Consider the following 13246-nt stretch of genomic DNA (forward strand, 5'->3'; position numbering starts at 1 on the left):
AATGAACAAAACACTTCTTGCGTTACTTGTTACCTGCTCAGTTTCGGTATCTGCGGCTCCTTATGTAGGTCTGGAATATGGACTAGGCACCACTGACCATGATTTGGAACCTCACTTTTCAACTGACAACGTAACACTCAACCCTGAGCTTGAAGACGGTATTTTCTCAGGCTTTGTCGGTTACGCATTTAATGACAACTGGGCATTGGAACTGGGTTACAGCCAGTTTGACCTTGATGATAGTCGTTCAAAAAACCTAGGTATCAAGTCAATCGATGGCAAAGATTACCATCATGAAATGGATTGGGATGCGTCAATCAAAGCCAAGCAAGTGTCGTTGGCTCCTGTGTTTAACTATGCATTAAATGATAAATGGACAACAAAATTCAAAGCGGGTCTAACGTACACGGAATACAACGCCAAGGTTTCTAAACATCAAGAATACGAACTTGTCACGAACGACGATGTGGAAATGACCAACACGCTTTTCCATAGCTCGGAGAAAAGCAACGAGTTAGGCGCAATGTTCTCTGTGGGCGCGGAATACCAAGTGTTGCCAAAGCTCACCATTGGCGCAAACGCTAAATACCAACTAGACAGCTACGCAAACACTGCATCCTTTAACGTAGGCACAACTTATTACTTCTAATATAAGGAGATGATAATGAAAAGAGTATTTTTAACATCCATGCTTGCCCTACTTTCAAGCTCGGCTTTCGCCGCGTTTAATGGTCCAGAAGTCAGTGCAATCAATACGGTGAAAGAGGCGCGCAACGCAACCGACGACAGCGCTGTAGTGCTAACCGGGCATATTGTTCAATCATTTGGTAACGAGACTTACTTGTTCAAAGACAACACTGGTGAGATCGAAGTAGAGATCGATAACGAAGATTGGATGGGTCAAGAAGTGACACCAAAAGATACCGTAATGATTCGAGGAGAGGTTGACGCAGATTGGACAACTACGCAGATAGACGTTGAGACAATTCAAAAACGTTAAGAAGCTGACTGATACCTCAACACAAATAACACAGCCACATTTTAGTGGCTGTGTTACGCAATAATCATGGAAAACGCTCGTTTAGCTAGTCAAGCAAGGGCAATCTTGCGGTACGACTAACCGTATACTCTTAGGCTGAACATCAAATCTAATGGTTCTCGAATGAAAAGGTTCTCCATCTAAATTAAGAGGCAATGGATTCGGGAAGTCTATCTCTAACCAGCTTGCTCTTGTGTACTTCACAAACTCTCCTTTCTCACTCGGGTTATTGATCTCGTCGATTACTTTAGGCAGCTCATGAGGTAAAAATGGGCGCACCAATGTTAGATCCATCAGCCCATCATTAATCACCGCTTTTGGAGCTAACTCTTGCCCACCTCCAGCAAGGCGCCCATTACAAAACGCACCGAGCAACATTTCTCCCTGATACGCACCACCTTCAATCGTTATTGTTCCGTCATATGGTTTAAAGCCAAGTGCTTTTACAACACCAGTTAGCGTGTAAGCTCCGCCGCCAAGAAAGTTTTTGAGTTCAACAGGCGTTTCTGCTGTAACTTCTGCGCCAAACCCTGCTGTTGCCACGTTAATAAAGCAGCGATCGTTCGCTTTGACGCAATCGACCAAAGCGGACTGCCCCTCAACAGCAAGAGATAAAGACGCCTTAATGGAATTAGGTACTTGAATAGCGGTAGCAAAGTCATTGGCGGTACCAAGGGGAATAATGGCTAACTCAGGGCGTTTTTCTTTGTCAATTTGAATAATCGCAGAAGCCGCCTCATTGACGGTCCCATCGCCACCAGCGACAACAATACGTTCAATGCCTTCAGCAACCGCTTCTTTTACTAGCCGTGGCATGTCTTGAGATTCCCACGTCACACGCACCTGTACGTCGATGCCTTTGTCTCTCATTTTCATGATTGCATCTCTTAACTCTGGATTCCCAGCTTTTTTTCCGTTAAGGATGGCACGTATTGTCTTTTTCATTGCACTTCCTATTGGTTGATGACTTTTCCTGCTTGCCTAATCTGTGAACGCAACCACTGATGGGCGCTGTCGTTTGTGCGACTAGGATGCCAGATTGTGCAAAGCTCATACATTTGTTCATCAAATGGCATTGATAAAGATTTAACATGATAGGTGTTATTGAACAAGTTGATCATCGACTCTGGCATTAAACCAATGTATTCACTACCACAAATAATTGGGAGCATTTCTAGTACGCCTGAGGCTCGATACTTAATCTTTCTCTTATCCAAGTCGACAATGTCATCGGCGTTTAACAAGCTCTTACGACTCTGCCACTGCGAAACCACTACGTGTTCTTCTTCAAAAAATTGTTCAGCCGTAATCTCGTCATTCAGGCGTGGATGCGCTTCGCTACATACCACCACCAAACGCTCCGTAAGTACAGTTTCCAGTTTTAGCACCGTTCTTGCTCTTGGTGTGATATCAATGATCAAATCGTATCGTTGTAACCTCAGATCACTTTCAAAATCTTCCGTAAAAAGCGGATGTACTTCTAATGCAACATTTGGCGCCGACACACGGATTTGTTTCATGACTTGAGGTAGCAACTCAAAGCTTGCAACGGACACACAGGCAATAGAAAACACTCTATTCGACACTTTAGGGTCAAACTCACTAGAGGCCGATAATGTCGAAGTGAAATTTTGTACTGAAGCTAGAAGAGCAGGATAAATATCCATCGCGAACGAGGTAGGCTCGACACCTTTAACGCAACGATGAAACAATGGATCATCGTAGATATCACGTAGCCTTGCTAGCGCTTTACTCACCGCAGGCTGGGTGATGTTTAAACGCGCCGCCGCCCGAGACAAGTTACGCTCTTCATAGATGGCAGTGAAAATGGGAATAAGATTAAGGTCGGTCGGTTTCATGCTATTAAATTTTCGAAAGTCATTTCTCTATCTTATCTCTAACAACATGATTTTTCGCGTAACAACGTATGAAAAATGAGCGGGATGGCTTATTTTAATGAGTTTTAACTCAATTTTGACGCATTTCATTCACCACATAAACTGGCATCACTGTGCAACATAAAGCTTGGATTAGGCTTTGCCTAAGTAAGGGGTAAGAAACTCGCAGACTTCCTCTCCACATAAACCCGTTTCTACCTCTATACCTGCTTGTTTTAGAATCTCGATACCTCGGCCACTGTTGCGCGGGTCGGGGTCCAATATGGCTACGACGACTTTGCTTATGCCGGATTTGACTAATGTCACCGCGCAAGCTGGCGTGCGACCAACAAACGAACACGGTTCCAGCGTAACGTATGCGGTCACCGATTCTAACGAGCCTTGATACGCATTCAGCGCTTCCACTTCCGCGTGATTGCCACCAATCGCTTGAGTATGCCCTTCAGAAACGATTTGATTGTCTTTCACTAACACGCAACCAACCGGCGGGTTGGGTTGACATTCAGGAAGCGCATTTTTGGACACTTCCAATGCGCGGCGCATAAACTCTTGGCTCATTTGAACTCTATTCTCTAATAAAAACGAGGCGCTATATTAGCGCCCCGTTTTATTCATTGCCATCTCTTCCAATGACTTTGTCCAGTTCTGGTAACGCTCGCGGAATACGGAATTTAAAGCGTTTTTGTTTGGTCTGGATTTTGCGCCACATCGACTTCATTAAATAAGCGCTATTTTCACCACTTTGCATTCGCGACGCACTTTTTTGCCACGATTCACTCGTATCGGCTTTGGTCATTTCCAGCTCTGCCGTATTTAAACGCAATTGTTTGTACAATATGGTCCTTGCTTCAGACCAACGTTTAGCCTTTAACAAACGGTGGAACGTCAACCATGCTGGTGTCGGTCTGTTGCGGTAGTAACGTTTAATGGCTACCAATGAAATAATCACAAAACCCAGCAATACAAGCGTGGAAACAATCCATGCAAAGTACGTTCTGATGAAGGACTTCAACGTGTGCTTCGCGGCAAAAGTTTTGCCCTCTAACATCACCGTTTCCACTTGCTGAGTCTTACTGTTCCACCAAAGGAACTCATAATCTGGCAGGGTTAATTCACCACCTTGTTGAATCACGTACACACTCTCTTCTGTGCGTGTTGACTGGTAATCGCCACGTGTTTGCGTATCTGTCAGACGGTGAGGTTGAGGGTACGCTTGGTAACGGGTTGTTGATTCTCCTTTCAACAAGTCTGGTAGCAATACAGATAGTGAATCTTGAGCCGAAATGGTGATTTTACGCGTGATTGCATCCCCAACTTTGAGTGACTCAGTGGAGGTATCCCACTCTTGCTTTACCTCTACATCTGTTGCAGAAAACCAAGGTGTCTCACCACTCAGCAGGCCCGATGGCAATACGGTTTTGAACTTAATCGGCTGCGTGTAAAGTGTGCCTGACACCTTCTCGCCGTCCGGTGCAGACACCTGAACGCCCACTGCGACAGGTGGAATCACAAAATCACCAGAAGCTTGAGGATACAAAGTCACTTCCCAGCGTTGACGCGACCAAGTTTGCCCCTCTTTTTGCTCAGTAAAGTTGGTTGCTAGTTGATTACGCTGTTTGGCGATAACATTGGGTATTTCAATATTGCCAATTCTCGTACCACCCGTAAACCAACGCGGCGTTGCCACTTCGATGGTTAAAATAACTTGCTCATTGACGCTAAAACTTGGTGTTTTCCGCTTCTCTCCAGCCGTTGGTTGTTGACCAATCCACGCTTGTAACTCAACACCATGCTCTCGTTGAACGTCACGAATATCTTGAGCCAACACACTACTGCTCAGGAGGAAACCGAAACAGGTAACTAACCACAAGGGTAAAGCAAAGGGCGTAAAACGGTGGCTTTTCATCATTGCACCGCCTCCTCTGTATTTTCGTTCGCAGTAGAGGTTGATTCTCCGGTTTCTATTGAACGCAATTGAATCTGAAACTTCGCATTTAAGAAGTATTTAGGATCCGCTTCGACTCGCTTTAACCATTTGTCGGCTAATTCTTGGCTACCTAAGATGTCGTCTGCACTTAACGTCTCTTTAATCATCAACTCCGCTGACGTTTTTTCATCCGCCCCTTCTGCGGTTTGAGGGTTATCGCCTAGCTCGGTTGATGCTTCTTGCTCTGTTCCTGCCTGACTCTCACTCATCCGGTTGATGTCCTCTACAATACCACCAATCACTTTCAAGTTATGCTCAACATCCGGTCTTAGCCTCTCGCTCAACGTTGGCTTGTTGGCTAGGGATTTTAACAAGTCACGTGCAGCCAAATATTCACGCTGACGCGCCAATGCACTCGCCGCATTATAAAGACCGTAATCTCGAACCTCTTCGGACGGGTCGTTTTGCATCTCCAAAAACGCACTGTGCGCGAGTTCAAACTCGCTAGCGTAGTAGTACGCCGTACCTTTGCGTAATGGATCGACAAAGTGTTTCGCGGCTTCTAAATACGCTTGTTTGTTGAACAAACGCTGTCCTTGTTGATCTGGCGTTAGCCACAAATCCCACCACCATTGCGCCACCTTGTCGAAAGCCGTCACTTTTTGCACAACTTGTGGCTGCTCGGCTTTAACTGAAATGTTCTCGGCCATTGCACTGGTTGGCATCAATAACGTGCCGCTCATCATTACAATCACGCACCACTGCACTAACCACCCTTTTCTAAACCACAGCATCATGATCAGCGCGATTGGGAACAGAAGTTGATACCCCATGTCTTTCCAAGGCATTGAAGATTCGCCATTAAGCTGCATATTGCGCTCAACGTATCGGTTCAGTTGCTCGATATCACTGTTATCGACGGTCACTTCCACCAATCGACCGTTGGTCTGGCTGGCCAGTTTTTGTAGAGAATCCAAATCCATTGGGTTGTTACTCACAATGTCAGCGTTCCCTGCCGCAAGAATTAACAGTTGATAAGGTTTGCCCGAGAAATACGCTTGGTATTGCTCAATCGTGGCCGGGTTCACGCCGTCGCTCACCAACAGAACGGTGGAGCCTGGTTGACCTTGCAATTGTTGATCAATTAACGGCAAGGCTTTTTCGGCAAGCTTACCTTGCACGGGCATAATTTCTGGCGTAATGGCCGCCAAAAATGGGTCAAATACTTTGCTGTCTTGAGTTATAGGCATCGCCACATGAGCACTACCCGCGAACACGACTAAACCCGTTTTTCCGCCTTTTCGCGCAACTAACAAATCGCGTATTTTCTGTTTGGAACGCTCAAGGCGGCTTGGTGGGAGATCTTTTTGCAGCATCGATTCGCTGTTATCAAGCACCACCAGCAGAGAGGCTTTATCTTCGCCAAAGGGGGAAGATTCACGTTGCCACGTTGGGCCTGCACAAATCACAATGGCGATGAACACAATCAGCATCAAGAGCTTAAGCGGCAGTTGCTTACGCCAACCTCGCTCACCTATCGTCAAAGCATTGCGTAAATGTTCGGGCAGAATATCCTTCCAGCTTGGCTTGCTTTCTTCTCGCCAGCGTAACCACACCAAGAAAAACATGGGGACCAAAGCCAGTAACCACAGTGGTCGAATAAAATGAAACTGCGTAAAGAATTGCGTCCAACTAAGAGAATCAAACATCGCTCTCTCCTAATGATGATCGTGTAACAGCCCTTCTTTTAAGTGTTGCGACGCTGAACGCGAGCAAATGCATGATGACCACTAACGCCATCAAGTAATGATGAAGGCTTTGTTTTGGGCGGTATGTGGTGCTTTCGTAAAGTTGAGGTTCCAGTTTGCCTATTTCGTCGTAGGCAGCCGATAGTTCATCACGGTTGAGTGCTTCAAACGCTTCACCGCCGGATTCTTTCGCAATGCGATGAATCGTGTCCATATCCAACGCGGTTTCACCTATCGTTTCCGGATCGCCCATCGCAATGACGTGTACTCTCACGCCTTTGGCTTTCGCAACTTTCGCCGCATCAATCGGTTCAACAAAACTGCCCGTGTCGTTACCATCGGTTAATACAATCGCGACTTTTTCACGGTTTTGATCTTGTTCTAAAGCACCACGCGACTTATCGCTTTGCTCAAAAACTTTAATCGCTAAGCCAATCGCATCACCAAGATGGGTACTCTGCCCTGCCATTGCCACATCGGTTTGGTTAAGCAGTTCGAGCCACACTTTTTGGTCTGCGGTAAATGGCGTTTGCACGAAAGCAGCATCACCAAAAAGCACCAAGCCTAATCGGTCACCTTTACGAGACTGAACAAACTCCGACAGCACTTCTTTTGCCGCATCAAGACGAGAAATTTTTTCGCCTGTACGTGAGGTGAAATCTGGCTCGGCCATGGAGCCCGAAAGATCCACCACCACCATCACATCGCGGCCTAAACTCTCGCGAACTTGAGGCTCGCCTAACACGGTGGGTTTTGCCATCGCACACACCACCAAAAGCCATGAAAGAATTAACGTTGCTCGTTGCCACCAACTCGGGGTCAACTGGCTTGCACCTTCTGATGGCGTCTCGCCAATCGCTTCCACCAGCTGACTAAAAAACGGCACTTTGATCGCCATTTGCTTAGTGCGATATGCGGGCACCAAGTAGTACACCACCAACGGCAAGGGCAAAACCAGAAACCACATTGGGTGAGCAAATTCAAAACCAGACAAACCAGTTAGCGATACAAGAAGATCATTCATGTTAACCTCCCTGATGTGCTTTGCGTTTCAATCGTGGTGATTTCTTTGCCGCGCTTTTTTGAGCATCACCACGGTGTTCACTCACCCAGTTTTTCGCACGAGCAATTAGCGTTACACGATCTTCGTTGGTTAGCGTAACGCTTGGGTCAACAATACTTTGTAGCCAGCACTTTGAAAGCTCATCGTTAAAAACCATTTGCGAGTTTGCTTGAGAATCTTCGGTTTGCGGATACAGCGCATCGAGCTTGCGCAGAAAGGCGGTATCAAACAATTTCGCGTTGCGGCTATCAATATGAATCAGCACTACTTTAAGCACCGAGAACAATGCTTTAGGCATATCTTTGTCGCTCGATTTGATTTGCGAAATCGCCATTAGAGCTTCTTTTCGGTAACGATTATGCCACCATTGCCGAGCCAATCGATATACGACGTACACCAATGCAATGAGCACAACCGCCGCTAAAATTTTCCAGCCAATAGTTTGCGGGTACCAACTCACGCTAGATGGTACGGCCACATCATGCAGCTCTCTGAGTATGTAGGTACTCGGAGGCGTAGGAAGATCACTCATTTAACGCCCTCCTACCAGTTTTTGAAATTGTTTAATGTGCTCGCCTGTCGTATCGAGTTCGATGTGCGGAAGGTGTTTCATCGCCATAAGTTGAGAGAGTGATTGACGCTGTAAGCTAGTTCGAGCCTCAAGCTTTGCGCTCGCAGCTTCTACCTTTGCTTTGCTGTCTAAGTTGAGTTGATACGGCCCATCACCAACCACCCATTTCGATTTTGCCAAATCGTCCGGTAACGTTTGTTCTAATGGGTCACTAACCATCACTGCGAGAACATCATTGTGCTGTTGCAGCTGTTTAAGGTGATCAAGATGGTGCTCCTCGCAGTCGCTCCAGTCGCTGATAAAAATCAAAGTGGATTGCTTGAGCTTCATACGTTTAATGAGCTCAATCCATTGACTGAACGTTACTTTTTCGGAATTGCGGGAGTCCACATTGAGCGATTGATTGGCTTTAGCGAGACGTTTAAGTTGCGCCAGAAGATCGTTTTGCGAACGCTGTGCCTTGCTGTGAAACAACGCCTGCTGGGATGCGATGACAAAACCGACTCGGTCGCCATCTTTTAATACTCGCCACCCACACATCGCTGCGATCTCTGCCGCGACAACCGATTTCATTACTTGCGTCGAAGCAAAAAACATTGTGCTTCTCTGGTCGACACACACGATTACGTTGCGATCTTTTTCTTCTGTATAACTGCGTACGTGCGGCTTACCCGTACGCATCGTAACTTTCCAATCAAGGTTACGAATATCGTCACCTAATTGGTAATGACGCAGCTCTTCGAAGTTCAATCCACGACCGCGAAACAGCGAATTGTGTCGACCAGAGAGTACACTACCCGCTTTTAGGTGAGGAAGTAAACTGAATGATTCTGCTTGTGCTTGCAGACGTACTAAACGAGCGTAATCGCAGTACAAACGGGGATCCATCCCCTGTGATTTTGGCGCAAGAGTTGGCTTAGCCATAATGCCTCCCACTTATCCAATTTCTACACAATCTAGCAGCTCTTGCACGACTCGTTGGTGATCGACTCCGTCTGCTAGTGCATCGTAGGTCAAAGAAAAACGGTGGCCCAATACAGACGGAACCATGGCACGCACATCGTCAGGAGTCACATGGTCACGTCCTTGCATCCACGCATACGCACGAGCGCACTTGTCGAGAGCGATGGAAGCACGAGGACTAGAGCCAATCTCAATCCATTTTGCTAAGTTTGAATCAGCATAACGCTCTGGCTTACGAGTCGCCATCACTAACGCAACGATGTAGTTTTCCACTAGGTCTGATACCACGATGTTTGGTAACTGACGGCGCGCTTCTAGCACCACGTCTGGCTCGATGTGTTTTGGCGTAATAATTTCGCTGCTGGTTTCCGCACCCAATTCTTCACTGCGCACCAAACGAATGATGTCACGTTCTGCGTCATCTTCTGGATAATCGACGGTAACCTTCATGATAAAGCGGTCCATTTGCGCTTCTGGCAGTGGGTACGTGCCCTCTTGCTCTACTGGGTTTTGCGTTGCAAGCACCATAAATAAGTCTGGCAATACGTGAGTTTTATCGCCTACTGTGATTGTGCCTTCGGCCATGGCTTCAAGCAGTGCCGCTTGTACTTTGGCAGGTGCACGGTTGACCTCATCAGCAAGTACAATGCTGTTAAAAATGGGCCCAGGTTGAAAGTGGAGTTGCGGCTTACCATCCAGCTCTTGATAAACCTCAGTACCCGTCACGTCAGATGGTAAAAGATCCGGCGTAAACTGGATTCGACCAAAACTGGTGTTTAACAAGTTCGCCAACGATTTTACGGAACGTGTTTTTGCCGTTCCCGGTAAACCTTCTAGCAGAATATGCCCATTTGTTAATAACCCGATGACTAAAGCTCGAACCACGTGGCTTTGTCCAATGACGCTTTTTTCTGTTTGTTCGATGAGTTCTTTTATCGCTTGTTGTGCGTGGTTCATAGGATACCTTTTCAATGGTTTAAGCCGTCTTTTCGATAGTTAAGTATAAGAACAAATGAAATAACTTAAGGTTATATTCACTATGTTATCTTTGCGGTTCTTGAGATTGGAGAAGTTGTGCAAGACCAACCAACATCGGTAACGCATAATCAAAGAACATTTTGATTCCCGAACACAAATAGTTTAGACCACTCTCACCATTCGGCGTTTTGATCAAACGGTTTTTTGGGCACTCACCCCAACAATAAGGCAAGTAAGGGCATTGCTTACAATACGTCGGCAATGAATCGCGTTTTGCCATGCCAAAAGTATATTGTCTTGTAGAGAAGGCCATTTCATTCAGTGAGTGTTCATGAATGTTGGCGAGTTTGTATTCTGGATACACATAGTGGTCGCAACTGAACACGTCGCCATTGTGCTCAATCGCCAACCCTTTGCCACAAAACTCCGCCGTCACGCAAAGCTGAGACGGTTTCTCCATTACTTGCGCCACCGCGGTTTCAAACAGATTAACCAGCACACGGCCAAGATCGTTATTCACCCACTCTTCAAAGGTCGCCATTAAAAAGCGTCCCCAGTCTTCAGGATCGACTGACCAATCCGTTACAATCGACATTGGATGCCCCGGTTTAGCCAGATCACTGCCTTTGGTTGGGATCATCTGTTCGTTCCAAAACTGCGGCGCGGTTGTTTGGAAGTTGTTGGCTTCTACCACCGGCGCAAACTGAATATAAGTCACACCCAATTCTTGGGTTAAAAATCGATATACTTCGAGCGGGTATTTCGCATTGTGACGATTCACCGTGACCAACGCGTTGAATTTCACGCCATGCGCTTTGAGCTTATCTACCGCTTTCATCACGAGATCAAACGTTGGCTTACCGCTGCGGGTTTTGCGATATTTGTCGTGCAGCTCTCGTGGTCCATCAATCGACAAGCCAACTAGGAAGTTGTGCTCTTTTAAAAACGCACACCACTCATCGTTTAGCAAAATGCCGTTGGTCTGAAGGTCGTTTTCAATGCGAACGCCTTTCGGCTGATATTTCTTTTGCAAAGCTACGACATTGCGGAAATAGTCCAACCCAAGCAGCGTCGGCTCCCCGCCCTGCCATGAGAATACAATTTCTTCGCCATCCTGACTTTCGATATAGCTTTTCACGAACGCTTCCAGTGTTGCGTCGTCCATTTTTGGCTGCTTTTCTTGGTGCAGTAGATTTTCTTTATGCAGATAAAAGCAGTACTGACAATCGATGTTGCACTTTGCTCCGCCTGGCTTTGCCATCACATGGAATCGACGGTCATACGCGCCCAGAACAGGCGCTTTAGACGCCGTTTTAAGAGGAACAATAGGCATGGTAGTAGAATGGCGAGGGGAAATCTTACTCATACGTTTCTCACTATTACATATACCCAAATAACCTCGTGAGCGCTGTACAGCAAAAGTGAAGCTATTTGGGTATATAGCGCTCCAAAAAGCGCTATATAATCTTAATTTACTTAGAAGACTTAGGTACGAACGAACCTGCTTCCATACGAGGCGGGAATTCTTTGAATGTACCCATCACCTCTTTCACTGTATCCATTGCTGGCATCATTAAGAATGAACGCTCGTACATCCAACGAGAATAACCCATGCCTTGATCGCCTCGTTCAAATGGATCAATGCTCAAGTCAAAGATCAGTGGCACACGAAGTTTAGTGAACGGCTTACGCCATACATCCATACCCGTTTCATTCTCTTGAATCATAAAGTGGAACTTGTACTTTCCTTGGCGCAATGCCACAAGATCGCCGTCGTCGCTCCAGTAAACGAACTCATTTCGTGCGGATTTGTCTGACTTACCCGTTAAATATGGCAGTTGGTTGTAACCGTCTAGGTGAACTTTGTAGTCCATATCGCCAACTTTTTTGCCTTTTAGCAGTTCGTCTTTAACTTTGGTATCACCTGCCGCAGCAACTAGTGTCGGGAAAAAGTCCTCTAATGACATCATGCCGTTGAATGTTTTACCTGCCTCAATTTTTCCAGGCCATTTAATCAACATTGGCACACGGAAACTCCCTTCCCAGCCAGTGTTTTTCTCTGAGCGGAACGGTGTCATCCCTGCATCCGGCCACAAATCCACCATAGGGCCGTTGTCAGTGGTGTAAACAATGATTGTATTGTCATCCACACCTAACTCTTTGATCTTGTTAAGTAGCTGACCGATTTGGTCATCGTGCTGCTTAACACCATCCGCGTAGAAACCGGCACCTGTTTTACCTTGGTATTCTTCAGGAACATGCGTGAAGTTGTGCATGCGAGTGGTGTTAAACCAAGTAAAGAACGGCTTGTCCGCTTTTACTTGTTTTTCTATGAAGCTCTCAGCGGCATCAAGAAACTCACCATCAACATTTTCCATACGCTTACGCGTTAGTGGACCGGTATCTTCGATTTTGCCGTCAGCGTAAGAATGGATAACGCCACGAGGGCCAAATTTCTTCTTGAACTCCGGATCTTTAGGGTAATCCACGTTCTCTGGCTCTTCTTCTGCGTTCAAGTGGTATAGGTTGCCGAAGAATTCATCAAAACCGTGGTTGGTAGGAAGATGCTCGTCTCGGTCACCTAAATGGTTCTTACCAAATTGTCCGGTTGCGTAACCCATTTGTTTAAGCACGGTTGCAATCGTCGGATCTTTTTCCGAGATACCTTCCGGAGCGCCTGGTAAGCCCACTTTTGATAGACCTGTACGTTTTGGCATTTGACCAGTGATGAATGCAGAACGGCCTGCTGTCGAGCTTTGCTGTGCGTAGAAGTTAGTGAACTTCGCACCCTCTTTAGCAATGCTATCGATGTTTGGCGTGTTGTACGCCATCATGCCTTGGTTGTAGGTACTAAGGTTCCAGTAACCAACATCATCACCAAAGATGACAAGAATGTTGGGTTTGTCCGCTGCATGTGCAACTGCAGATGCAGCGCCCAAAGCTAACGTACATGCGTTAAGTACGAGTTTTTTACTGCTCGTTTTGGTCGCATTTTTCATATTATCTCCAAGAGTTCGCTAGTGCGTAAAAAATGGTATTCGCTTTTCAATACCATTGTT

General features: G+C 46.3%; 13 protein-coding genes. 2 read left to right on the forward strand and 11 right to left on the reverse strand.

Annotated features, from left to right (window positions below):
• Position 1: 1 nt before the first annotated feature.
• Both R7127_RS21910 and R7127_RS21915 read left to right on the forward strand, forming a co-directional pair.
• Complete coding sequence (locus tag R7127_RS21910; RefSeq protein ID WP_172563767.1) at positions 2 to 649, forward strand: AcfA family outer membrane beta-barrel protein; 648 nt, start codon at positions 2 to 4, stop codon at positions 647 to 649.
• A gap of 15 nt (positions 650 to 664) precedes the next feature.
• Positions 665 to 1000, forward strand: coding sequence for a YgiW/YdeI family stress tolerance OB fold protein (locus tag R7127_RS21915; RefSeq protein ID WP_086047454.1), 336 nt, complete (start codon positions 665 to 667; stop codon positions 998 to 1000).
• Positions 1001 to 1081: 81 nt separating this feature from the next.
• Here R7127_RS21915 and yegS read toward each other — a convergent pair whose 3' ends face one another.
• The 11 genes from yegS to R7127_RS21970 all read right to left on the reverse strand — a co-directional run bounded on the left by yegS (position 1082) and on the right by R7127_RS21970 (position 13186).
• Positions 1082 to 1984 carry a lipid kinase YegS gene (gene yegS, locus R7127_RS21920; protein WP_137282688.1) on the reverse strand — a complete coding sequence of 301 codons (903 nt, stop codon included), beginning with the start codon at positions 1982 to 1984 and terminating at the stop codon, positions 1082 to 1084.
• An 8-nt stretch (positions 1985 to 1992) separates the two neighbouring features.
• Positions 1993 to 2898 (reverse strand): LysR family transcriptional regulator, encoded by a 906-nt coding sequence (locus R7127_RS21925; RefSeq protein ID WP_137282689.1) that lies wholly within the window; start codon positions 2896 to 2898, stop codon positions 1993 to 1995.
• 171 nt (positions 2899 to 3069) lie between these two features.
• Positions 3070 to 3495, reverse strand: coding sequence for a bifunctional diaminohydroxyphosphoribosylaminopyrimidine deaminase/5-amino-6-(5-phosphoribosylamino)uracil reductase RibD (locus R7127_RS21930; RefSeq protein ID WP_130546260.1), 426 nt, complete (start codon positions 3493 to 3495; stop codon positions 3070 to 3072).
• A 49-nt stretch (positions 3496 to 3544) separates the two neighbouring features.
• On the reverse strand, positions 3545 to 4846 hold the full coding sequence (locus R7127_RS21935; protein WP_172563766.1) for a BatD family protein: 1302 nt from the start codon (positions 4844 to 4846) through the stop codon (positions 3545 to 3547).
• The gene (locus R7127_RS21940) at positions 4843 to 6573 is read right to left on the reverse strand and encodes a vWA domain-containing protein (RefSeq protein ID WP_137282691.1); all 1731 of its coding nucleotides are present in this window, start codon (positions 6571 to 6573) and stop codon (positions 4843 to 4845) included. Before R7127_RS21940 ends, R7127_RS21935 begins: the two co-directional genes overlap by 4 nt.
• The gene (locus R7127_RS21945; RefSeq protein ID WP_137282692.1) at positions 6566 to 7636 is read right to left on the reverse strand and encodes a vWA domain-containing protein; all 1071 of its coding nucleotides are present in this window, start codon (positions 7634 to 7636) and stop codon (positions 6566 to 6568) included. Before R7127_RS21945 ends, R7127_RS21940 begins: the two co-directional genes overlap by 8 nt.
• 1 nt (position 7637) lies before the next feature.
• Complete coding sequence (locus R7127_RS21950) at positions 7638 to 8207, reverse strand: DUF4381 domain-containing protein (protein ID WP_137282693.1); 570 nt, start codon at positions 8205 to 8207, stop codon at positions 7638 to 7640.
• Positions 8208 to 9170, reverse strand: coding sequence for a DUF58 domain-containing protein (locus R7127_RS21955; protein ID WP_318142005.1), 963 nt, complete (start codon positions 9168 to 9170; stop codon positions 8208 to 8210).
• A gap of 12 nt (positions 9171 to 9182) precedes the next feature.
• Entirely contained in the window at positions 9183 to 10166 is a 984-nt protein-coding gene (locus tag R7127_RS21960; protein ID WP_005376549.1) for an AAA family ATPase, read from the reverse strand.
• A gap of 85 nt (positions 10167 to 10251) precedes the next feature.
• Positions 10252 to 11553, reverse strand: a complete 1302-nt coding sequence (locus tag R7127_RS21965) for an anaerobic sulfatase maturase (RefSeq protein ID WP_137282694.1) — start codon at positions 11551 to 11553, stop codon at positions 10252 to 10254.
• A gap of 106 nt (positions 11554 to 11659) precedes the next feature.
• A complete protein-coding gene (locus R7127_RS21970) occupies positions 11660 to 13186 on the reverse strand; it encodes an arylsulfatase (protein ID WP_017635363.1) in 1527 nt (508 codons plus the stop codon).
• Positions 13187 to 13246 lie beyond the last annotated feature (60 nt).

It is taken from the genome of Vibrio sp. 1159 (genome assembly GCF_033340395.1).
Classification (GTDB): Bacteria; Pseudomonadota; Gammaproteobacteria; order Enterobacterales; family Vibrionaceae; genus Vibrio; species Vibrio alginolyticus.

Bases quoted from the DNA above. Each gene is read 5' to 3' on its own strand.
- R7127_RS21910 (WP_172563767.1), top strand. From the start codon at position 2: ATGAACAAAACACTTCTTGCGTTACTTGTTACCTGCTCAGTTTCGGTA.
- R7127_RS21915 (WP_086047454.1), top strand. From the start codon at position 665: ATGAAAAGAGTATTTTTAACATCCATGCTTGCCCTACTTTCAAGCTCG.
- yegS (WP_137282688.1), bottom strand. From the start codon at position 1,984: ATGAAAAAGACAATACGTGCCATCCTTAACGGAAAAAAAGCTGGGAAT.
- R7127_RS21925 (WP_137282689.1), bottom strand. From the start codon at position 2,898: ATGAAACCGACCGACCTTAATCTTATTCCCATTTTCACTGCCATCTAT.
- R7127_RS21930 (WP_130546260.1), bottom strand. From the start codon at position 3,495: ATGAGCCAAGAGTTTATGCGCCGCGCATTGGAAGTGTCCAAAAATGCG.
- R7127_RS21935 (WP_172563766.1), bottom strand. From the start codon at position 4,846: ATGATGAAAAGCCACCGTTTTACGCCCTTTGCTTTACCCTTGTGGTTA.
- R7127_RS21940 (WP_137282691.1), bottom strand. From the start codon at position 6,573: ATGTTTGATTCTCTTAGTTGGACGCAATTCTTTACGCAGTTTCATTTT.
- R7127_RS21945 (WP_137282692.1), bottom strand. From the start codon at position 7,636: ATGAATGATCTTCTTGTATCGCTAACTGGTTTGTCTGGTTTTGAATTT.
- R7127_RS21950 (WP_137282693.1), bottom strand. From the start codon at position 8,207: ATGAGTGATCTTCCTACGCCTCCGAGTACCTACATACTCAGAGAGCTG.
- R7127_RS21955 (WP_318142005.1), bottom strand. From the start codon at position 9,170: ATGGCTAAGCCAACTCTTGCGCCAAAATCACAGGGGATGGATCCCCGT.
- R7127_RS21960 (WP_005376549.1), bottom strand. From the start codon at position 10,166: ATGAACCACGCACAACAAGCGATAAAAGAACTCATCGAACAAACAGAA.
- R7127_RS21965 (WP_137282694.1), bottom strand. From the start codon at position 11,553: ATGAGTAAGATTTCCCCTCGCCATTCTACTACCATGCCTATTGTTCCT.
- R7127_RS21970 (WP_017635363.1), bottom strand. From the start codon at position 13,186: ATGAAAAATGCGACCAAAACGAGCAGTAAAAAACTCGTACTTAACGCA.